Raw genomic sequence first — 21,580 nt, forward strand, 5'->3', positions numbered from 1 at the left:
AATAGAAGATTAGCTTAGAGAGGTCGTAAGGCATGGATAATGAAAAAGGATTGTTAATCGTTTTATCAGGACCATCTGGAGTCGGTAAAGGTACTGTTAGAAAACGAATATTTGAAGATCCAACTACATCATATAAGTATTCTATTTCAATGACAACACGCCAAATGCGCGAAGGCGAAGTTGATGGCGTAGATTACTTTTTTAAAACAAGGGATGCGTTTGAAGCTTTAATTAAAGATGATCAATTTATAGAATATGCCGAGTATGTTGGCAACTATTATGGTACACCAGTTCAATATGTTAAAGATACTATGGACGAAGGACATGATGTATTTTTAGAGATTGAAGTAGAGGGTGCAAAGCAAGTTAGAAAGAAATTTCCTGATGCGTTATTTATATTCTTAGCACCTCCAAGTTTAGATCACTTGAGAGAGCGATTAGTTGGAAGAGGCACAGAATCTGACGAAAAAATTCAAAGTCGTATTAACGAAGCACGTAAAGAAGTTGAAATGATGAACTTATATGATTACGTTGTAGTTAATGATGAAGTTGAACTTGCGAAAAATAGAATTCAATGTATTGTAGAAGCTGAGCACTTAAAAAGAGAGCGTGTAGAAGCTAAGTATCGAAAAATGATTTTGGAGGCAAAAAAATAATGTTAAATCCACCATTAAACCAATTAACAGCACAAATTAAATCAAAATATTTAATTGCAACAACAGCAGCTAAAAGGGCTCGTGAAATTGACGAACATCCTGACACGGAATTATTAAGTGAATATCACTCATACAAACCAGTTGGTAGAGCGTTAGAAGAAATTGCAGACGGTAAAATTCGTCCAATAATTTCAAGTGATTATTACGGTAAAGAGTAGTACTAATTAAATTAATGATTTTTAATTTATCATATTAAATATGTCATCAGATATAAAAATTAAACGCACCTGAGGAGGTGTGTTTTTTTAGTTAATTCAAAGATTGATGTTATAATTAAACTAAATTTGTGATTTTGAGATGGCAAAAGTTATATTGATATTATTAATGACAACTTGTACTAAAAAGCTAGTGATATTTAAGGGAGAATGGATATGAAGAAAATTTTGTTAGCCGTAACAGGTGGTATCGCTGCATATAAGGCGATTGATTTAACAAGTAAATTAACGCAATCAGGATACGATGTGCGCGTTATGTTAACAGAGCATGCTCAAAAATTTGTTACACCATTAGCATTTCAAGCAATTAGTCGTAATGCAGTATATACAGATACATTTATTGAGGAAAAACCTGAAGAAATCCAACATATTGCATTAGGAGATTGGGCAGATGGCATTGTTGTTGCACCGGCAACGGCAAATATAATTGCAAAGTTGAGTGTAGGAATAGCTGATGATATAGTGACATCAACATTATTAGCAACAGAAACACCTAAATTTATTGCACCAGCAATGAATGTGCATATGTATGAAAATAAGCGCACGCAGCGTAATATTAATGTTTTAAAAGAAGATGGCTATCATTTCATTGAACCTGGTAGTGGATTTTTAGCTTGTGGATATGTTGCCAAAGGTCGCATGGAAGAACCGCTTCAAATTGTTTCAGTATTAAATGATTATTTTGAAAAGGATTCACGTTTAGCTAATAGTTCATTTGACGGAAAACATGCATTAGTAACTGCCGGACCGACAGTGGAAGTTATAGATCCTGTTAGGTTTGTATCCAATCGTTCATCAGGAAAGATGGGATATGCAATTGCTGAAGCATTGCGAGATCGTGGTGCAATTGTTACGTTAGTTTCTGGACCCACAAATTTGGAAGATCCTGAAAATATCGAAGTGATTCATGTACAGAGTGCTAAAGAAATGTTTGAGCAAGTTACATCAAGATTTAAATTACAAGATATAGTTATAAAAGCGGCAGCCGTTTCTGATTATACGCCAGTTGAAGTACTTGAACATAAAATGAAAAAGCAAGATGGCGATTTGTCAGTATCATTTAAACGTACAAAAGACATTTTAAAATATTTAGGTGAACATAAAACGTCACAATACTTAGTAGGTTTTGCAGCAGAGACTGAAGATATTGAAAATTATGCAGAACAAAAATTACGTAAGAAAAATGCTGACGTAATTATTTCAAATAACGTTGGTGACATGTCTATTGGGTTTAATTCTGATGATAACGAATTAACGATGCATTTTAAAAATAAAGAAAAAGTAAATATTAAGAAAGGGAAAAAAGTGGCATTAGCTGCTCAAATTTTAGATGAATTAGAAACTAGGTGGCAATAATGATAGCGAAAGTCATTGTCGATGTGGCGTCGAAGAGCGTTGACTTTAAATTTGATTATTTAATTCCAGAACGATTAGTATCTGTGATACAACCAGGCATACGGGTTGTTGTACCATTTGGACCAAGAACGATTCAAGGTTATGTAATGGAAGTTACGACACAACCCGATTCACAACTTGATATATCAAAATTGAAAAATATTATTGAAGTGAAAGATATTAAGCCAGAGCTAACACCAGAATTAATTGCATTAAGTGAGTGGATGAGTACGACGCATGTTATAAAACGTATTTCAATGTTAGAAGTTATGTTGCCGAGCGCGATTAAAGCTAAATATAAAAAGGCCTTCATGCTTAAAGATGATACAGAATTAACTTCAAAAATAGTAGAACAATTCGATAAAAATGGTTTCTATTATTATAAAGATGCGCAAAAAAATAATGATATTCAATTGCTTATGAAGTTGTTAAAAGATGATATCGTTGAAGAAAAAACGATTCTCACGCAAAATATAACTAAAAAAACCAAGCGTGCTGTTCGTGTCATTGAAGGGTATCATCCTGATGAAGTATTAGCTAAGTTGGAGAAAGTAATTAAACAATACGATTTGTATGCTTACTTGTCTGAAGAACAACATAAAACAATATTTTTAACTGATATTGAGGATATGGGCTTTTCAAAATCAAGTTTAGATGGACTTATCAAAAAAGGATATGTAGAAAAATATGACGCTATCGTTGAAAGAGATCCTTTTAAAGATCGTGTTTTTGAACAAGAATCAAAGAGACAGCTTACGATAGATCAACAGCGAGCGTATTCAGCAATTAATGAAAAAATAGTAAATCAAGAACAAGCAACATTCTTACTTCACGGAGTTACTGGATCAGGTAAAACCGAAGTATATCTTCAAACTATAGAAGATGTGTTGAATCAAGGTAAACAGGCAATGATGTTGGTACCTGAAATAGCACTAACACCACAAATGGTTTTAAGATTTAAACGTCGATTTGGTGATGACGTTGCTGTATTACACTCTGGGTTATCTAATGGTGAACGTTATGATGAATGGCAAAAAATTAGAGATGGTCGGGCGCAGGTAAGTGTTGGTGCAAGATCTAGTGTATTTGCGCCATTTAAAAATTTGGGTTTAATTATTATTGATGAAGAGCATGAGTCTACTTATAAGCAAGAAGATTATCCTAGATATCATGCTAGAGAAATTGCACAGTGGCGAAGTGAGTATCATCATTGTCCGGTTATACTAGGTAGTGCAACACCATGTCTTGAAAGTTATGCACGAGCTGAAAAAGGGGTTTATCATTTATTATCTTTACCGAATAGAGTTAATCAACGGGCTTTGCCTAATATTGATATAGTGGATATGCGTACTGAATTGACTGAAGGTAATCGTTCTATGTTTTCAAAAGATTTACGTGAAGCAATACAACTAAGATTAGATCGCCAGGAACAGGTTGTCTTATTTTTAAATAGACGTGGTTATGCATCATTTATGCTTTGTCGAGATTGTGGATATGTACCGCAATGTCCAAACTGTGATATTTCCTTAACGTATCATAAAACGACAGATTTATTAAAATGTCACTATTGTGGTTACCAAGAGACACCTCCTAATAAATGCCCGAACTGTGAAAGTGAGCATATTCGTCAAGTTGGTACTGGTACTCAGAAAGTTGAAGAACTGTTGCAACAAGAATTTGAAGGCGCACGTATTATTAGAATGGACGTAGATACAACTTCTAAAAAAGGCGCACATGAAAAGTTATTGACTGAATTCGAAAAAGGTAACGGTGACATTTTACTAGGTACTCAGATGATTGCGAAAGGATTAGATTATCCAAATATTACTTTAGTTGGTGTGCTGAATGCAGATACAATGTTAAATTTACCTGATTTTCGGGCGAGCGAACGTACTTATCAACTATTAACGCAAGTGGCTGGTAGAGCTGGTCGTCATGAAAAGGCAGGTCAAGTCATCATTCAAACGTATAATCCAGATCATTATTCAATATTGGATGTTCAAAAAAATGATTATTTAACATTTTATCGTCAGGAAATGGAATATCGTAAATTAGGAAAGTATCCACCGTATTATTATTTGATTAATTTCACAATCTCACATAAAGAAATGAAGAAGGTTATGGAAGCATCGCAGCATGTTCATAAGATATTGCTACAACATTTGAGTGATAAAGCACTAGTTCTTGGGCCATCACCAGCTGCACTCGCGAGAATTAACAATGAATTCCGCTTCCAAATTTTAGTTAAATATAAAAGTGAACCTGGATTACTACAGGCAATTCAGTTTTTAGATGATTATTATCATGAAAAATTTATACAGGAAAAGTTAGCATTGAAGATTGATATCAATCCTCAGATGATGATGTAATTTTGGTTGACAACACTTTAACTGCATTGTGTGAAAAGATTTTAAAAGGGCTCGTATTTATTTTAGGGGCAGACAAAGGGAGAATAATTGATTGTTAATTTTCAGTCTCTACTTTTTCTTTAATAGACAGTTTTATTTTAAATCGGACTTATGAAAAGTTTTTGCTTATTCATAAGTTCGATTTTTTACGTTGACTAACGAATTCTAGTTATTGTTTAACCACATAAGTATTAATGAATTGTAGTGGTAATAATTGAACAAACTATTTTTAATCAGCAAATTTTAATAGTTCAAATTTTATACATGCTAATTAATGGTTATAAACTGTTTTTCATATACTGATGTTTTAGATATTTAAATAATAATGCAAAACACTTTTTCTAAATTATCAATTAAAGTATTTAAATATATAGATAGTTAATGTAAAATAACAATATAAATAAGTTTTTTAAATTTATGTATGCTTAGCTAATTCAAACAAAAACTCAAAAGGAGAAAGTTTATGAAAAAGATACTGGGATGTTTACTTTTAGTCATGCTATTAGTTGTAGCAGGTTGTTCATTTGGTGGATTTCATAAATCATCGTCAAAAAAATCAGAAGAATCAAAACAAGAAACTGTAAAAAAAGAATCGGAAGAAGAGAAAGATCCAGATTTAGAGAAATATGAAGAAATAGAGAAAAAAATGAATAAAATTAAAGACGCACCATCTCTTGATAAGTTGGATCCATTAATGACAGAAAAATCGTTTACGAATAGTAAAGGGATTCAAGGATGGAAAGATTACAAAGAATTAATGAGTAAAGTAGAACTTGCAGATTATAGATTTACAAAAGATTCAAAAGGATCTTCTATAAAAGATGTTGATGCATTTTTTAAAGATAAAAAAGGTGTAAAAAGGAAAGTGATTGAAACGCATGATGATGTAAAACAAGTTGATTATTGGTATGTAGATCCGGATGGAAAGAAAATCGGTAATTCAAACACACCTGTTTTTTACGCAGAAATTATGACTAAATATAAAGATGGAAAGTTAGTTTATGCATCAGTCGAACCAGGATCTTATGTAATTCATAAAGATGATGCAATTAAATATGATGATTATTCTAAGTTGAAAAAATTAAGTCAACTAACTAAACTTGATCATCCAAAACCAGTTCCATATAGCGTTGCTCAAATCAAATCTTTCGGAGTACCTTTAACAAGCGTTTCATTTATGACGCATGGGTCAAAGGATACTAAAGATGAAGTGATGCCGGCATTGGCATATTTTACTTTTTCACCAAAAAATTATGAAGACAAGTCTAATCCGGATCCAAAAGTTTTAAATTTAGTAGGTATGGATTTCTTAAATGCATCTAGTGATTTTGGTAATGCGCATTTTGTTGTTCTAAGTAAATATATTAAAGAGTACGAATCAAACTATGAAACATCGTCAGATGATTCTTTAAAATAGTCTTTACTTTGTTGAAAATAAATAGTGTACTATAGTAAATAATCTAATTAATAATCCCGATAAACAATCAGCGTTACTGCTTATCATATAGAGTTCGTAAGATCTATAACTCAATGATTCGCAATTAATAAAAGATTGTTATCGGGATTTATTTTCGCTAATTTATAATGTGACATTACCATGTTCGTCAGCAGGTTTGAAAACAGTAATCACTGCACTAATAATTGCTAGTACATGCGGGATGCCTGTCCAAAAGAATATTAAGTGTAGGAAACCTTGCATATTTTTGCCGGCATAAAACTTATGAATACCAAAACTACCTAAGAACAGTGCTAACAAAATATAAATGACTTTATTTACTTGCATTTCTTTCCCTCCATTAGAGTTGCTTTTAATTATATATGATTCCACTTTTATTATACCCGCTTTTAGTTTGAACATTCTAGTTTAAGCATTCCCAATCATCTAAATTTCAGTTATTCAATCCTTACAATAAATTTAGGATTACACTTCAGTTGCATTGTATTATTTTACGTGTGAAATATACGTAATGAATCACATGACAATCTTTAAATTGAAAAATATACATTCTATGATGTAAGGTCGCATTTTTAATATATTTACGTTATAATGGTTTGATGAATTTTATTGAGGAGTAAGAGCTATGGCGATTAAAAAATTAGTACCAGCATCGCATCCTATTTTAACGAAAAAAGCACAAGAAGTTATAAAATTTGATGATTCGTTAAAAAGATTATTACAAGATTTAGAAGATACAATGTATGCACAAGAAGCTGCTGGCTTATGTGCACCTCAAATTAATCAGTCATTGCAAGTGGCAATCATTGATATGGAAGTGGAAGGATTATTACAACTTGTTAATCCGAAAATTATTAGTCAATCAAATAAAACGATAACAGACTTAGAAGGTTCAATTACATTGCCAGATGTTTACGGCGAAGTGACAAGAAGTAAAATGATAGTTGTCGAAAGTTATGACGTCAATGGGAACAAAGTTGAACTAACTGCACATGAAGATGTAGCAAGAATGATTTTGCATATTATAGATCAAATGAACGGTATTCCTTTTACTGAACGTGCGGACCGTATTTTAACAGATAAAGAAGTGGAGGCATATTTTATAAATGACTAAAATAATATTTATGGGTACACCAGACTTTTCAACAACTGTTTTAGAAATGCTTATTGCAGAACATGATGTCATTGCAGTCGTAACGCAACCAGATCGACCTGTTGGACGTAAACGTGTTATGACACCACCACCAGTTAAAAAAGTTGCAATGAAATATAATTTACCTGTATATCAGCCTGAAAAACTAAGTGGATCAGAAGAATTAGAACAATTGCTTCAATTAGATATAGATTTAATTGTAACTGCTGCTTTTGGACAATTATTACCTGAATCATTGTTGGCATTACCAAAACTTGGCGCCATTAATGTACATGCATCATTGTTACCGAAGTATAGAGGTGGTGCGCCTATTCATCAGGCAATTATCGATGGTGAACAAGAAACCGGCATAACAATTATGTATATGGTTAAAAAGTTGGACGCGGGTAATATTATTTCACAACAAGCAATTAAAATAGAAGATAGTGATAATGTTGGTACAATGCATGAGAAGTTAAGTTCATTAGGAGCCGATTTATTAAAAGAAACTTTACCATCTATTATAGAGGGCACAAATGAAAGTGTACCTCAAGATGATACGCAAGCAACGTTTGCTTCGAATATTAAACGTGAAGATGAGCGTATAAATTGGAAACAACCAGGAAGAAAAGTATTTAATCAAATTCGTGGATTATCACCATGGCCAGTTGCTTATACAACTATGGATGACACTAACTTGAAAATATATGATGCGGAGCTCGTACCAAATCATCAGAATAGTGAAGCTGGAACAATTATTGATATAACAAAAAATGCCATTATTGTTGCTACAGATGATAATGAAGCGATTGCGATTAAAGATATGCAATTGGCTGGGAAAAAGAGAATGTTAGCTGCCAATTATTTAAGTGGTGCGCAAAACACACTAGTAGGGAAGAAACTTATATGATAGAAAACGTGAGAAGTCTTGCATTTGATACGATACAAGATATTTTAAATGAAGGTGCATACAGTAATCTCCGAATTAATGAAGTATTATCGGAAAATGACTTAAATGCTATGGATAAAGGTTTATTTACTGAAATTGTTTATGGAACTGTAAAACGTAAGTATACATTAGACTTTTATTTGAAACCATTTGTAAAAACAAAAATAAAAGCATGGGTGCGTCAATTATTATGGATGAGCATTTATCAATATGTGTATTTGGATAAGGTGCCCAATCATGCCATTATTAATGAAGCAGTTGAAATTGCAAAAGAACGTGGTGGATTTCATAATGGTAATGTCGTTAATGGAATATTACGCACAATCATGCGTAGTGAATTACCTGATTACAATGAAATAACTGATCCAAAGAAACGCATGGCGATAGAGTATAGTATGCCGAAATGGATTGTTGATCACTGGGTTACACACTATGGCTTAGGAGAAACAGAGTCAATCTTGCAATCATTTTTAGAATCTCCATCTACTACTGTACGTGCCAATTTAACACGTGCCTCACTAGAAGATATAATTGCTAAGTTGCAAAATGAAGGTTTTGAAGTTAAAAAAGATGACGATTTAACGTATTGTTTGCATATTTCTGGTCAACCGGTTATACATTCTCGTTCATTTAAAGATGGATTCGTATCAATTCAAGATAAGAGTTCGATGTTTGTTGCACATATTATGAATGTTGGTAGACATGATCATGTGTTAGATGCATGTAGTGCTCCTGGTGGTAAAGCATGTCATATTGCTGAGGTTTTAATGCCAGAAGGACATGTTGATGCTTCAGACATACATGAACATAAAATTGATTTAATTAATTTTAATATTAAAAAGCTACGTTTGACGAATATTAGTGCTTTTCAACACGATGCAACAAAACCGTATGAACAAATTTACGATAAAATATTAGTTGATGCACCTTGTAGTGGTCTTGGTGTAATGCGCCATAAGCCTGAAATTAAATATTCGCAGAGTAAAGAACAGATTGCGTCGTTAGTTGATTTACAACTTGAAATATTAGAAAATGTAAAAAACAATGTAAAAATAGGTGGCGAAATTATCTATTCAACATGTACAATAGAGCAATTGGAAAATGAAAATGTGATTTATACATTTTTGAAAAACAACAAAAACTTTGAATTTGAACCATTCCAACATCCGTTAACTGGCGAAATGGTTAAAACATTACAAATTATGCCGCAAGATTTTAATTCAGATGGATTCTTTATCACTAAGATAAAAAGAAAGGACAATTAGGAATGATAACTGCTGAAAAGAAAAAGAAGAATAAATTTCTTCCGAATTTTGACAAGCAATCAATATATTCTTTGCGTTTTGACGAAATGCAAAATTGGCTCGTTGAACAAGGTCAACAAAAATTTAGAGCAAAACAAATTTTTGAATGGTTATATCAAAAAAGAGTAGATTCGATTGATGAAATGACGAACTTATCGAAAGACTTACGACAGCTTTTAAAAGATAACTTTACTGTTACAACTTTAACAACTGTAGTAAAACAAGAAAGTAAAGACGGTACAATTAAATTCTTATTTGAATTACAAGATGGCTATACAATTGAAACTGTTTTAATGAGACATGATTATGGAAATTCAGTATGTGTAACGACTCAAGTAGGTTGTCGTATCGGGTGTACGTTTTGTGCTTCTACACTTGGCGGCTTAAAAAGAAACCTTGAAGCTGGCGAAATTGTTTCACAAGTTTTAACAGTTCAAAAAGCCCTTGATGCTACAGAAGAGCGCGTATCTCAAATTGTCATAATGGGTATCGGTGAACCATTTGAAAATTATGATGAAATGATGGACTTTTTAAGAATCGTCAATGATGATAACAGTTTAAATATTGGTGCACGTCACATTACAGTATCAACATCAGGTATCATTCCTAGAATATATGACTTTGCGGATGAAGATATTCAAATTAATTTTGCTGTAAGTTTACACGCCGCAAAAGATGAAGTGCGATCACGCTTGATGCCAATTAACCGTGCATATAATGTTGAGAAGTTAATCGAAGCGATTAAGTATTATCAAGAAAAAACAAATCGTCGTGTCACATTTGAATATGGATTATTTGGTGGCGTAAACGATCAACTTGAACATGCAAGAGATTTAGCGCACTTAATTAAAGGTTTAAATTGCCATGTTAACTTAATTCCTGTCAATCATGTTCCAGAAAGAAACTATGTTAAAACAGCTAAAAATGATATCTTTAAATTTGAAAAAGAATTAAAGAGACTAGGAATTAATGCCACAATACGTCGTGAACAAGGATCAGATATTGACGCTGCTTGTGGTCAATTAAGAGCAAAGGAACGACAAGTAGAAACGAGGTAAAGACAAATGCTAGAGGCACAATTTTTTACTGATACTGGACAACATAGAGACAAGAATGAAGATGCGGGTGGTATATTTTACAATCAAACGAATCAACAACTTTTAGTACTGTGTGATGGTATGGGCGGCCATAAAGCAGGTGAAGTTGCAAGTATGTTTGTAACTGATGAATTGAAAACCCGTTTTGAAGCGGAAAATCTAATAGAACAACATCAAGCTGAAAATTGGTTGCGCACAAATTTAAAGGATATAAATTTTCAGTTATATCATTATGCACAAGAAAATGCAGAATATAAAGGTATGGGTACAACATGTGTTTGTGCACTTGTCTTTGAAAAATCAGTTGTGATAGCAAATGTTGGTGATTCTAGAGCCTATGTTATTAATAGTCGACAAATTGAACAAATTACAAGTGATCATTCTTTTGTTAATCATCTTGTATTAACAGGACAAATAACAGAAGAGGAAGCATTTACGCATCCACAGCGTAATATTATCACTAAGGTAATGGGTACTGACAAACGCGTCAGTCCAGATCTATTTATTAAACGATTGAATTTTTACGATTATTTATTATTAAATTCAGATGGATTAACTGATTACGTTAAAGACAATGAAATTAAGCGTTTGTTAGTAAAAGAAGGTACAATAGAAGATCATGGTAATCAATTAATGCAATTGGCATTAGATAACCATTCGAAAGATAATGTTACTTTCATACTCGCGGCTATTGAAGGTGATAAAGTATGATAGGTAAAATAATAAATGAACGATATAAAATTGTAGATAAGCTTGGCGGCGGTGGCATGAGTACTGTTTATCTTGCAGAAGATACGATACTTAACATTAAAGTTGCAATTAAGGCAATTTTTATACCACCTAGAGAAAAAGAAGAAACGTTAAAACGTTTTGAAAGAGAAGTGCATAATTCGTCACAACTTTCTCATCAAAATATCGTAAGTATGATTGATGTTGATGAAGAAGATGACTGTTATTACTTAGTTATGGAATATATTGAAGGACCGACACTTTCAGAATATATTGAAAGTCATGGGCCATTAAGTGTTGACACGGCGATTAATTTTACGAATCAAATATTGGATGGTATTAAACATGCGCATGATATGCGTATTGTACATAGAGATATTAAGCCACAAAATATATTAATTGACAGCAATAAAACGTTGAAAATATTTGATTTTGGAATTGCGAAAGCTTTAAGTGAGACATCATTGACGCAAACAAATCACGTATTAGGTACTGTTCAATATTTTTCTCCGGAACAAGCTAAAGGTGAAGCGACAGATGAATGTACAGATATATATTCGATTGGTATCGTATTATATGAAATGCTTGTTGGCGAACCACCATTCAATGGAGAAACTGCTGTTAGTATTGCTATTAAACATATTCAGGATTCAGTGCCAAATGTGACGACAGAAATACGCCAAGATATTCCACAGGCACTAAGTAATGTTATTTTACGTGCTACAGAAAAAGACAAAGCGAATCGTTACAAAACAATTCAAGAAATGAAAGATGATTTGAGTAGTGTTTTACATGAAAATCGAGCGAATGAAGATGTCTATGAACTCGATAAAATGAAAACGATAGCAGTACCTTTGAAAAAAGAAGATTTAGCAAACCATATTAGTGGACATAAGTCGAGTCAACCTAAACATGAAACGACGCAAGTCCCTATTGTTAATGGTCCTGCTCATCATCAGCAATTCCAAAAGTCTGAAGGTACGGTATATGAACCTAAGCCTAAAAAGAAGTCAACACGAAAGATTGTGCTCTTATCACTAATCTTTTCATTACTAATGATTGCACTTGTTTCTTTTGTGGCAATGGCTATGTTTGGTAATAAATACGAAGAGACACCTGATGTAATCGGAAAGTCTGTAAAAGAAGCAGAGCAAATATTCAATAAAAACAACCTGAAATTAGGTAAAATTTCTCGAAGTTTTAGTGATAAATATCCTGAAAATGAAATTATTAAGACAACTCCTAATACAGGTGAACGTGTTGAACGTGGTGATAGTGTTGATGTTGTTATATCTAAAGGGCCTGAAAAGGTTAAAATGCCAAATGTCATTGGTTTACCTAAGGAAGAAGCCTTGCAAAAATTAAAATCGGTAGGTCTTAAAGATGTTTCGATTGAAAAAGTATATAATAATCAAGCACCAAAAGGATACATTGCAAATCAAAGTGTAACTGCAAATACTGAAATCGCTATTCATGATTCTAATATTAAACTATATGAATCTTTAGGTGTTAAGCAAGTTTATGTAGAAGACTTTGAACATAAATCCTTTAGCAAAGCTAAAAAAGCTTTAGAAGAAAAAGGATTTAAAGTTGAAAGTAAGGAAGAATATAGTGACGATATTGATGAGGGTGACGTGATTTCTCAATCACCTAAAGGAAAATCAGTAGATGAGGGGTCAACGATTTCAATCGTTGTTTCTAAAGGTAAGAAAAGTGACTCTTCAAATGTCAAATCGACAACTGAATCGGTAGATGTACCATATACTGGTAAGAATGATAAGTCACAAAAAGTTAAAGTTTATATTAAAGATAAAGATAATGACGGTTCAACTGAAAAAGGTAGTTTCGACATTACGAGTGATCAACGTATAGACATTCCTTTAAGAATTGAAAAAGGAAAATCAGCAAGTTATATAGTTAAAGTAGATGATAAAACAGTAGCTGAGAAAGAAGTCAGTTACGATGATATTTAAATTTAACTAATGTAAATGTACCGAGGTTTCTATGATGGGAGCCTCGGTATTTTATGTTTGTATTGCAAAAGTTTTAAAATACTCATGACATATAAAGAAGGACTTTGTTAATTCTATCAGTTTGGAACTTAAATCATTTTCTAGGATCTACAATATTATATTAGCTGTAGTTAAAAGAATGAAAATACACGCGTAACAAATTTTTAAAATTCTAGTCAGGGGCCCCAACACAGAGAATTTCGAAAAGAAATTCTACAGGCAATGCGAGTTGGGGACCGGGCCCCGACACAGGGAATTTCGAAAAGAAATTCTACAGACAATGCAAGTTGGGGAACGGGCCCCGACACAGGGAATTTCGAAAAGAAATTCTACAGACAATGCAAGTTGGGGAAACAAAGATAAAGAAATACTTTTTCTTTAGAAACTAGCTTTTCTTATACATCAGTTTTACTTATGTCTTCATATTTTTAATTACGAGGTTGAGACATAAAGTTTTTGTGCTCTGGGAAACCGATTAACGGCGTCCCAAAAACAGGATTTTCGGCAGAAACTCTCACGGTTCGACAAAATTTGGAAAACAATTTTGCTCATCGTTCGGTTCTGCTCAAATCCTAAACGCTTTTGTCCCGACCTCTAAAGAACCACTACATAATAAATTATTAGAGGTTCTGTAACATTTCTGTACAACTCCCACAACATTTATATCTTTTGAAATGATGATTTATATATAAATGTTTCAGTCTTTGATATAATAAATGCAGTAAATTTAATCGAGAGGTGCCATTTTGAAGACAGGTCGAATTGTGAAATCAATTAGTGGTGTATATCAAGTGGACGTTAATGGCGAACGTTTTAATACAAAACCACGTGGATTATTTAGAAAGAAGAAATTTTCACCGGTTGTTGGAGATATTGTAGATTTTGATGTACAGAACGTTAATGAAGGTTATATTCATCACGTTCATGAACGTCAAAACGAATTAAAAAGACCACCTGTAAGTAATATTAATACATTAGTTATTGTAATGAGTGCGGTTGAGCCAAATTTTTCAACACAACTATTAGATAGATTTTTAGTCATTGCTCACTCATATCAGCTCAATGCAAGAATATTAGTTACTAAAAAAGATATTGCATCAACGGAAAAGCAACACGAAATCAATACATTATTAAAAATATACGAGGAAATTGGTTACGAGACTGAATTTATTGGTAATGATGATGACCGTAAAAAGGTGGTTGAAGCATGGCCTGCTGGACTTATAGTGTTAAGTGGACAGTCGGGTGTTGGAAAGTCTACATTTTTAAACCACTATCGTCCAGAATTAAACCTTGAAACAAATGATATTTCTAAGTCATTAAACCGCGGAAAGCATACCACAAGACATGTTGAATTATTTGAACGTCAGAATGGTTATATTGCTGATACTCCGGGTTTCAGTGCATTAGACTTTGAACATATAGATAAAGATGATGTTAAATATTATTTTCTTGAAATGAATCGATACGGGGAAAAGTGTAAATTTAGAAATTGTAACCATATTAAAGAACCTAATTGTAATGTTAAGAAGCAATTGGAGCAAGGTAACATTGCACAATTTAGGTACGACCATTACTTACAATTATTTAATGAAATTTCAAACAGAAAGGTTAGATATTAAATGACAAAACTATTTCCATCATTATTATCTGTTGATTTTTTGAAGCTACAACATGAATTGAACAAACTTGAAGAAGCTGGCGTTGACGGTGTTCATTTTGATGTCATGGATGGTCAATTTGTACCCAATATATCTATTGGACTACCTATTTTGGATGCTGTAAGAAAAGGTACATCATTACCTATTGATGTTCATTTAATGATTGAAAATCCGGAAAATTATATTGCTTCATTTGTGGAACATGGAGCTGATATGATTTCAATACATGTAGAATCAACACCACATATCCACCGCGCTATTCAAATGATTAAGCATTTGAATAGAAAATCAGGCGTTGTAATTAATCCAGGAACACCAGTTTCCATAATTGAACCTATTTTAGATATTGTTGATTATGTATTGGTGATGACTGTGAATCCGGGTTTTGGAGGACAATCATTTATTACACAATGTGTCGAAAAAATTGCCCAACTAAATGCAATTAAAATGGAACGCCAGTTAAATTTTGAAATAGAGGTTGATGGTGGCATTAATGATGAAACAGCACAAGTTTGTATTGATAATGGTGCAACGATGTTAGTTACAGGTTCTTTTTTCTTTAAACAAGATGATTATAAAAAAGTCACACAACAATTGAAAGGTTGAGTGCATATGCATATTAATTTATTATGTTCTGAACGACACTTACCTCAAGATATTTGGGTTAAACATATCGGCGAAAAATGGGGCGGCGTTGATAGAGGAGCATTGATTTTACTAAAACATCAAATCACACCATTTTTTTCAGTAGGTGATTTTGATTCGGTTAGTATTAAAGAACGACAGCTTTTAACTGAACAATTAGAAATTAAACCAGTTCAAGCTGAAAAAGCAGATACTGATTTAGCACTTGCTGTAGATAAAGCAGTAGCACTTGGATTTGATAGTATTACAATTTATGGTGCCACTGGTGGACGTCTTGATCACTTTTTTGGAGCGGTTCAATTATTATTAAAACAAGCATATTATAAAAAAGATGTACACATTATGCTTGTGGATCAGCAAAATAAAATTGTATTGTTGCCTGAGGGACAATATCAAGTTGAAAAAGAAACTAGTTATCCATATATTTCATTTATTCCAATGACTGATGATGTGGAACTGTCATTGTCAGGATTCAAATATAACTTAACAAGACAAATGTTGAATATAGGTTCAACATTAACAATTTCAAATGAAATAGAGAATGCGCAAGCAATGATTAATGTTCATAATGGTTTATTGTTGCAAATTAGAAGTGCTGATTTGAAGGAGTAGTCTCAGAGTGTTGTTATTAGTAGTTTGTAATGAAATGAATTTAATGTATAGTGCTTATTGAGATTTTATGCAAAAATAAAAAATCACGTTGTGATGTTAGTTGATTACGACGTGATTTATTTATAGTTAATCTATTACAGCAAATAAAAAAGAACTGAAAGGTTGAGCTTTCAGTTCTCAAGTAAATGTGTCCTCCACATAAGGTCACATTTTTTATGTGCAATATATTTATTAAACTCTAGTTACTTTACCAGATTTTAAAGCACGTGCAGAAACCCAAACTTTTTTAGGTTTACCGTCAACTAGGATTCTAACTTTTTGAAGGTTAGCGTTCCATCTACGTTTTGTAGAGTTTAAAGCGTGTGAACGTCTGTTACCAGTCGAAGCTTTACGACCTGTTACGAAACATTGTTTACCCATATGAGTACCTCCTTTAATAAATATAAATACACATAACTACTTATATACTTAATAAAGATAGCATAATCTCTTATGAAAAACAATCAATAATTTTCACATAAAAGTCAAAAATACTGACTTTTGTGATATAATTGTAGACTGTGAAGTTATGTAGTATGATATTTTAGAGAAATAACAGAATGTAACAATTAAACTTTTTATTTGATGATACTACATTTATTAATAAGAACTGTCTAGGGACAGAAAATATATGATGGAATTTTAATCATAGTAAAATAGGCAATCCAAACGTCAGTCATTATATTAAATTTCTACTATTGGAATATTACGGACGAATTTTCAATGAAATGTAGATAATTTAAGACTACGCTAAGTGGTAAAATTTTAAAAGTGAATTAGGGAAAATGAACAATCAACTTTGAAATTTAGGAGGGACAAAGATATGACATTAGAGATTTCAAATGACTACGGTAAAATTGACATTTCAAACGAAGTTATTGCTTCGGTTGTAGGTGGAAAGGCCGTTGAGTGTTATGGTATTGTAGGAATGGCATCTAGACAACAAGTTAGAGATGGTATTGCAGAAATATTAGGACATGAAAATTACGCAAAAGGTATCAAAGTAACGGAAAATAATGGCGTAGTTGATATAGATATGTACATCATTGTTAGCTACGGTGTGAAAATATCTGAAGTTGCCAATAATGTTCAATCAACAGTGAAATATACTTTGGAAAAATCACTTAATGTATCAGTGAATTCAATCAATATATATGTACAAGGTGTACGTGTGAATAATACGGGCAAGAAAATTTAGGAGGACAACTTGAAATGATTAGCAAAATTAATGGTAAATTATTTGCCGATATGATTATACAAGGGGCACAAAATTTATCTAACAATGCAGATTTCGTAGATTCATTAAATGTGTATCCAGTGCCAGATGGTGATACAGGAACAAATATGAATCTTACTATGACTTCAGGTCGTGAAGAAGTAGAGAATAATTTATCAAAAAATATCGGTGAATTAGGTAAAACATTCTCAAAAGGTTTACTAATGGGTGCAAGAGGTAACTCTGGTGTCATCTTGTCACAATTATTCAGAGGTTTTTGTAAAAATATTGAAAGTGAATCTGAGATTAATTCAAAATTATTAGCAGAAAGTTTTCAAGCTGGTGTAGAAACAGCATATAAAGCGGTAATGAAACCTGTTGAAGGAACGATATTAACTGTCGCTAAAGATGCGGCACATGCAGCAGTTGAAAAAGCACAAAACACTGAGGACTGCATTGAATTAATGGCTTATATTATTGATAAAGCGAATGAATCTCTTGAAAATACACCGAACTTATTAGCAGTGCTTAAAGAAGTTGGAGTTGTTGATAGTGGTGGTAAAGGATTACTATGTGTTTATGAAGGTTTCTTAAAAGCACTTAAAGGTGAAAAAGTAGAAGCAAAAGTTGAGAAACTTGATAAAGATGAATTTGTACATGATGAGCATGATTTCCATGGTGTGATTAACACTGAAGATATCATCTATGGTTATTGTACTGAAATGATGGTTCGTTTCGGTAAAAATAAAAAAGAATTTGATGAACAAGAATTCAGACAAGATATGAGTCAATTTGGCGATTCATTACTAGTTATCAATGATGATGAAATAGTAAAAGTTCATGTACATACAGAATACCCTGGTGATGTGTTTAATTATGGACAACAATATGGTGAATTAATTAAACTTAAAGTTGAAAATATGAGAGAACAACATCGTGAAGTAATTAGAAAAGAACAACATACAACTAAACCAGAAATGGAAACAGTTGAAACAGCCATTATTACTATTTCTATGGGTGAAGGTATTTCAGAAATATTTAAATCAATGGGCGCAACACATATTATCAGCGGTGGGCAAACAATGAATCCATCAACTGAAGATATCGTCAAAGTTATTGAACAATCGCAATGTAAACGCGCTATTATTTTACCAAATAATAAAAATATTTTAATGGCAAGTGAACAAGCTGCTAGTATTGTAGATGCTGAAGCGGTAGTGATTCCGACAAAATCAATTCCTCAAGGTATAAGTGCATTGTTCCAATATGATGTGGATGCATCTATTGAAGAAAATAAATCGCAAATGACTGAAGCAGTTAATGCTGTTAAATCTGGTTCTTTAACGTATGCTGTGCGCGATACGAAAATCGATGGTGTTGAAATTAAAAAAGATGCATTCATGGGCTTGATTGAAGACAAGATTGTAAGTAGTCAAAGTGACCAATTTACAACAATTTCTGAATTATTAAATGCAATGCTAGCTGAAGATAGTGAGATATTAACTGTCATCATTGGACAAGATGCGGATAAAACAGTGACAGATGAAATGCTAAATTGGATTGAAGAACAATATCCTGATGTTGAAGTAGAAGTTCATGAAGGTGGACAACCAATTTATCAATATTTCTTTTCAGTTGAATAAAAAATAAATTAAAAAACTACCGACAATAAAATAAGTTGGTAGTTTTTTAATTTATTTTAATACTACAGATGCAAACAATAAAATTTTAGTTGGAATAGGTCATGCAAGAGACGATAAAAATATCATGTTTAACTTAGACATGATAAAATAAAGTACATATTTATTGAACGGAAAATCAAATTTAACATAGGTGATTCATTTTGGCGAAAGTTAATTTAATAGAAAGTCCATATAGTCTTAGAGAACTTAAAGGTATAGGACCTAAAAAGATTGAAGTTTTACAGCAATTAAATATACATACAGTAGAAGACCTCGTTTTGTATTTGCCGACAAGATATGAAGATAACACAGTCATTGATTTAAACCAGGCTGAAGATCAATCAACCGTTACAATAGTAGGACAAGTATACACTGCGCCGGTAGTGGCATTTTTCGGTAGAAATAAATCAAAATTGACCGTTCATTTAATGGTTAATAACATAGCGGTCAAATGTATATTTTTTAATCAACCGTACTTAAAAAAGAAAATCGAATTAAATCAAACGATAACAGTTAAAGGTAAATGGAACAGAGTTAAACAAGAAATTACTGGAAATAGAGTATTCTTTAATTCAGAATCCGTTCAATCTCCGGAAAATTCGGATATTCAGCTTGAACCGGTTTATCGCATTAAAGAAGGTATTAAACAGAAGCAAATGAGAGATCAAATCAGACAAGCATTAAGTGATGTAACGATTCATGAATGGTTAACAGATGAATTGAGAGAGAAATATAAACTAGAAACATTAGATTTTACATTAAATACATTACACCATCCTGAAAATAAGTCGGATTTATTACGTGCTCGTAGAACCTATGCATTTACTGAATTGTTTTTATTTGAATTACGTATGCAATGGCTCAACAGATTAGAGAAGTCATCCGATGACGCGATTGAAATTGATTATAATTTAAATGAAGTGAAAGCGTTTATAGATCGATTGCCTTTTGAACTTACGGATGCTCAAAAATCCAGTGTGAATGAAATATTTAGGGATTTGAAAGCGCCAATACGCATGCATCGTTTACTGCAAGGTGATGTGGGTTCTGGGAAAACTGTTGTTGCAGCAATTTGTATGTATGCATTGAAAACTGCTGGATATCAATCAGCATTAATGGTTCCAACCGAAATTTTAGCTGAACAACATGCTGAAAGTTTGATTTCTTTGTTTGGTGATTCTATGAATGTAGCTTTACTTACTGGATCTGTTAAAGGTAAGAAACGTAAAATTCTTTTAGAACAATTAGAAAACGGTGCTATTGATTGTTTAATAGGGACACATGCGCTTATTCAAGATGATGTTATTTTTCAAAATGTCGGATTGGTTATAACTGATGAACAACATCGTTTTGGTGTGAATCAACGCCAACTTCTAAGAGAAAAAGGTGCCATGACAAATGTCTTATTTATGACTGCTACACCTATTCCAAGAACATTAGCAATTTCAGTGTTTGGTGAAATGGACGTTTCATCAATTAAACAACTGCCAAAAGGACGTAAACCTATTATTACAACGTGGGCAAAGCATGAGCAATATGATAAAGTCTTGATGCAAATGACTGCGGAATTGAAAAAAGGTCGACAAGCTTATGTTATTTGTCCACTAATAGAGAGCTCAGAGCATCTTGAAGATGTTCAAAATGTTGTGGCTTTATTTGAATCACTGCAACAATATTATGGAGCGTCACGTGTTGGTCTACTACACGGAAAATTATCTGCAGATGAAAAAGATGATGTTATGCAAAAATTTAGTAACCATGAGATTGATATTTTAGTATCAACAACTGTAGTAGAAGTAGGTGTTAATGTACCAAATGCTACTTTCATGATGATTTATGATGCTGATCGATTTGGATTATCTACTTTGCATCAATTGAGAGGTCGTGTAGGAAGAAGTGATCAACAAAGTTACTGTGTTTTAATAGCATCACCTAAAACTGAAACAGGTATCGAAAGAATGACGATTATGACACAGACGACAGATGGCTTTGAACTGAGTGAACGCGATTTAGAAATGCGAGGACCGGGTGATTTCTTTGGCGTTAAACAAAGTGGTTTACCTGACTTTTTAGTTGCTAATTTAGTTGAAGATTATCGCATGTTAGAAGTCGCTCGTGATGAAGCGGCAGAACTGATTCATTCTGGTGTATTCTTTGAAAATACGTATCAACATTTACGTCATTTTATTGAAGAGAATTTATTACATCGAAGTTTTGACTAATTGCATTTTTAGATAATTATGTATTAATAATGTGATAGATTTTATATAACTGCAACAAATTTAAGGACTATCGATTTTATTTTGTTGGTT

Annotated in this window: 19 protein-coding genes; 17 read left to right on the forward strand and 2 right to left on the reverse strand. The window is 32.6% G+C overall.

The annotated features are described in order from the left end of the window. Nucleotides 1-32: 32 nt before the first annotated feature. From gmk to CD116_RS12850, 5 genes are all read left to right on the forward strand, one after another. Nucleotides 33-656: a guanylate kinase gene (gene gmk, locus CD116_RS12830; RefSeq protein WP_000368229.1), complete on the forward strand. Its 624-nt coding sequence runs from the start codon at nucleotides 33-35 to the stop codon at nucleotides 654-656. Further along, nucleotides 656-874, forward strand: a complete 219-nt coding sequence (gene rpoZ, locus CD116_RS12835) for a DNA-directed RNA polymerase subunit omega (protein WP_047425075.1) — start codon at nucleotides 656-658, stop codon at nucleotides 872-874. The genes gmk and rpoZ overlap by 1 nt, the downstream gene beginning before the upstream one ends. Before the next feature lie 213 nt (nucleotides 875-1,087). Continuing rightward, complete coding sequence (coaBC, locus tag CD116_RS12840; protein WP_047549565.1) at nucleotides 1,088-2,287, forward strand: bifunctional phosphopantothenoylcysteine decarboxylase/phosphopantothenate--cysteine ligase CoaBC; 1,200 nt, start codon at nucleotides 1,088-1,090, stop codon at nucleotides 2,285-2,287. Next, nucleotides 2,287-4,695 (forward strand): primosomal protein N', encoded by a 2,409-nt coding sequence (gene priA / locus CD116_RS12845; protein ID WP_047549562.1) that lies wholly within the window; start codon nucleotides 2,287-2,289, stop codon nucleotides 4,693-4,695. Before coaBC ends, priA begins: the two co-directional genes overlap by 1 nt. Nucleotides 4,696-5,197: 502 nt before the next feature. After that, entirely contained in the window at nucleotides 5,198-6,151 is a 954-nt protein-coding gene (locus tag CD116_RS12850) for a hypothetical protein (RefSeq protein WP_047528982.1), read from the forward strand. 162 nt (nucleotides 6,152-6,313) lie between these two features. Here the strand turns inward: CD116_RS12850 and CD116_RS12855 are convergent, their stop codons facing one another. Beyond that, nucleotides 6,314-6,517, reverse strand: a complete 204-nt coding sequence (locus tag CD116_RS12855; protein ID WP_047528980.1) for a TM2 domain-containing protein — start codon at nucleotides 6,515-6,517, stop codon at nucleotides 6,314-6,316. 298 nt (nucleotides 6,518-6,815) lie between these two features. Here CD116_RS12855 and CD116_RS12860 point away from each other — a divergent pair, with 298 nt between their 5' ends. The 9 genes from CD116_RS12860 to CD116_RS12900 all read left to right on the forward strand — a co-directional run bounded on the left by CD116_RS12860 (nucleotide 6,816) and on the right by CD116_RS12900 (nucleotide 16,331). Continuing rightward, entirely contained in the window at nucleotides 6,816-7,304 is a 489-nt protein-coding gene (locus CD116_RS12860) for a peptide deformylase (RefSeq protein WP_047528978.1), read from the forward strand. Beyond that, entirely contained in the window at nucleotides 7,297-8,232 is a 936-nt protein-coding gene (gene fmt / locus CD116_RS12865; protein ID WP_047528976.1) for a methionyl-tRNA formyltransferase, read from the forward strand. The genes CD116_RS12860 and fmt overlap by 8 nt, the downstream gene beginning before the upstream one ends. Continuing rightward, nucleotides 8,229-9,536, forward strand: a complete 1,308-nt coding sequence (gene rsmB / locus CD116_RS12870; protein WP_047549559.1) for a 16S rRNA (cytosine(967)-C(5))-methyltransferase RsmB — start codon at nucleotides 8,229-8,231, stop codon at nucleotides 9,534-9,536. Before fmt ends, rsmB begins: the two co-directional genes overlap by 4 nt. A gap of 2 nt (nucleotides 9,537-9,538) precedes the next feature. Further along, nucleotides 9,539-10,633 carry a dual-specificity RNA methyltransferase RlmN gene (rlmN, locus tag CD116_RS12875; protein WP_047425088.1) on the forward strand — a complete coding sequence of 365 codons (1,095 nt, stop codon included), beginning with the start codon at nucleotides 9,539-9,541 and terminating at the stop codon, nucleotides 10,631-10,633. A gap of 6 nt (nucleotides 10,634-10,639) precedes the next feature. Next, a complete protein-coding gene (locus CD116_RS12880; protein WP_047528972.1) occupies nucleotides 10,640-11,383 on the forward strand; it encodes a protein-serine/threonine phosphatase Stp1 in 744 nt (247 codons plus the stop codon). Further along, nucleotides 11,380-13,374 carry a serine/threonine protein kinase Stk1 gene (pknB, locus tag CD116_RS12885; RefSeq protein ID WP_047549556.1) on the forward strand — a complete coding sequence of 665 codons (1,995 nt, stop codon included), beginning with the start codon at nucleotides 11,380-11,382 and terminating at the stop codon, nucleotides 13,372-13,374. Before CD116_RS12880 ends, pknB begins: the two co-directional genes overlap by 4 nt. Before the next feature lie 785 nt (nucleotides 13,375-14,159). Further along, nucleotides 14,160-15,035 (forward strand): ribosome small subunit-dependent GTPase A, encoded by an 876-nt coding sequence (gene rsgA / locus CD116_RS12890; protein ID WP_047549554.1) that lies wholly within the window; start codon nucleotides 14,160-14,162, stop codon nucleotides 15,033-15,035. After that, on the forward strand, nucleotides 15,036-15,680 hold the full coding sequence (gene rpe / locus CD116_RS12895) for a ribulose-phosphate 3-epimerase (RefSeq protein ID WP_047549553.1): 645 nt from the start codon (nucleotides 15,036-15,038) through the stop codon (nucleotides 15,678-15,680). Between the two features lie 6 nt (nucleotides 15,681-15,686). After that, nucleotides 15,687-16,331 (forward strand): thiamine diphosphokinase, encoded by a 645-nt coding sequence (locus tag CD116_RS12900; RefSeq protein WP_047549551.1) that lies wholly within the window; start codon nucleotides 15,687-15,689, stop codon nucleotides 16,329-16,331. A 231-nt stretch (nucleotides 16,332-16,562) separates the two neighbouring features. Here CD116_RS12900 and rpmB read toward each other — a convergent pair whose 3' ends face one another. Beyond that, entirely contained in the window at nucleotides 16,563-16,751 is a 189-nt protein-coding gene (gene rpmB, locus CD116_RS12905; RefSeq protein ID WP_000517908.1) for a 50S ribosomal protein L28, read from the reverse strand. 442 nt (nucleotides 16,752-17,193) lie between these two features. On the opposite strand from rpmB, the gene CD116_RS12910 reads away from it, so the two are divergent. The 3 genes from CD116_RS12910 to recG all read left to right on the forward strand — a co-directional run bounded on the left by CD116_RS12910 (nucleotide 17,194) and on the right by recG (nucleotide 21,490). Then, the gene (locus CD116_RS12910; RefSeq protein ID WP_047425102.1) at nucleotides 17,194-17,568 is read left to right on the forward strand and encodes an Asp23/Gls24 family envelope stress response protein; all 375 of its coding nucleotides are present in this window, start codon (nucleotides 17,194-17,196) and stop codon (nucleotides 17,566-17,568) included. Nucleotides 17,569-17,582: 14 nt separating this feature from the next. Then, nucleotides 17,583-19,229 (forward strand): fatty acid kinase catalytic subunit FakA, encoded by a 1,647-nt coding sequence (fakA, locus tag CD116_RS12915; RefSeq protein ID WP_047549549.1) that lies wholly within the window; start codon nucleotides 17,583-17,585, stop codon nucleotides 19,227-19,229. A gap of 200 nt (nucleotides 19,230-19,429) precedes the next feature. Further along, nucleotides 19,430-21,490: an ATP-dependent DNA helicase RecG gene (recG, locus tag CD116_RS12920; RefSeq protein WP_047549546.1), complete on the forward strand. Its 2,061-nt coding sequence runs from the start codon at nucleotides 19,430-19,432 to the stop codon at nucleotides 21,488-21,490. The last annotated feature ends 90 nt before the right edge of the window (nucleotides 21,491-21,580 follow it).

Origin of the sequence: Staphylococcus schweitzeri, from assembly GCF_002902405.1 — a bacterium.
Taxonomy (GTDB): domain Bacteria; phylum Bacillota; class Bacilli; order Staphylococcales; family Staphylococcaceae; genus Staphylococcus; species Staphylococcus schweitzeri.

Bases quoted from the DNA above. Each gene is read 5' to 3' on its own strand.
- CD116_RS12860 (WP_047528978.1), top strand. From the start codon at position 6,816: ATGGCGATTAAAAAATTAGTACCAGCATCGCATCCTATTTTAACGAAA.
- coaBC (WP_047549565.1), top strand. From the start codon at position 1,088: ATGAAGAAAATTTTGTTAGCCGTAACAGGTGGTATCGCTGCATATAAG.
- fakA (WP_047549549.1), top strand. From the start codon at position 17,583: ATGATTAGCAAAATTAATGGTAAATTATTTGCCGATATGATTATACAA.
- rpmB (WP_000517908.1), bottom strand. From the start codon at position 16,751: ATGGGTAAACAATGTTTCGTAACAGGTCGTAAAGCTTCGACTGGTAAC.
- pknB (WP_047549556.1), top strand. From the start codon at position 11,380: ATGATAGGTAAAATAATAAATGAACGATATAAAATTGTAGATAAGCTT.
- priA (WP_047549562.1), top strand. From the start codon at position 2,287: ATGATAGCGAAAGTCATTGTCGATGTGGCGTCGAAGAGCGTTGACTTT.
- fmt (WP_047528976.1), top strand. From the start codon at position 7,297: ATGACTAAAATAATATTTATGGGTACACCAGACTTTTCAACAACTGTT.
- CD116_RS12880 (WP_047528972.1), top strand. From the start codon at position 10,640: ATGCTAGAGGCACAATTTTTTACTGATACTGGACAACATAGAGACAAG.
- CD116_RS12850 (WP_047528982.1), top strand. From the start codon at position 5,198: ATGAAAAAGATACTGGGATGTTTACTTTTAGTCATGCTATTAGTTGTA.
- CD116_RS12855 (WP_047528980.1), bottom strand. From the start codon at position 6,517: ATGCAAGTAAATAAAGTCATTTATATTTTGTTAGCACTGTTCTTAGGT.
- rlmN (WP_047425088.1), top strand. From the start codon at position 9,539: ATGATAACTGCTGAAAAGAAAAAGAAGAATAAATTTCTTCCGAATTTT.
- rsmB (WP_047549559.1), top strand. From the start codon at position 8,229: ATGATAGAAAACGTGAGAAGTCTTGCATTTGATACGATACAAGATATT.
- gmk (WP_000368229.1), top strand. From the start codon at position 33: ATGGATAATGAAAAAGGATTGTTAATCGTTTTATCAGGACCATCTGGA.
- CD116_RS12910 (WP_047425102.1), top strand. From the start codon at position 17,194: ATGACATTAGAGATTTCAAATGACTACGGTAAAATTGACATTTCAAAC.
- rpe (WP_047549553.1), top strand. From the start codon at position 15,036: ATGACAAAACTATTTCCATCATTATTATCTGTTGATTTTTTGAAGCTA.
- CD116_RS12900 (WP_047549551.1), top strand. From the start codon at position 15,687: ATGCATATTAATTTATTATGTTCTGAACGACACTTACCTCAAGATATT.
- rpoZ (WP_047425075.1), top strand. From the start codon at position 656: ATGTTAAATCCACCATTAAACCAATTAACAGCACAAATTAAATCAAAA.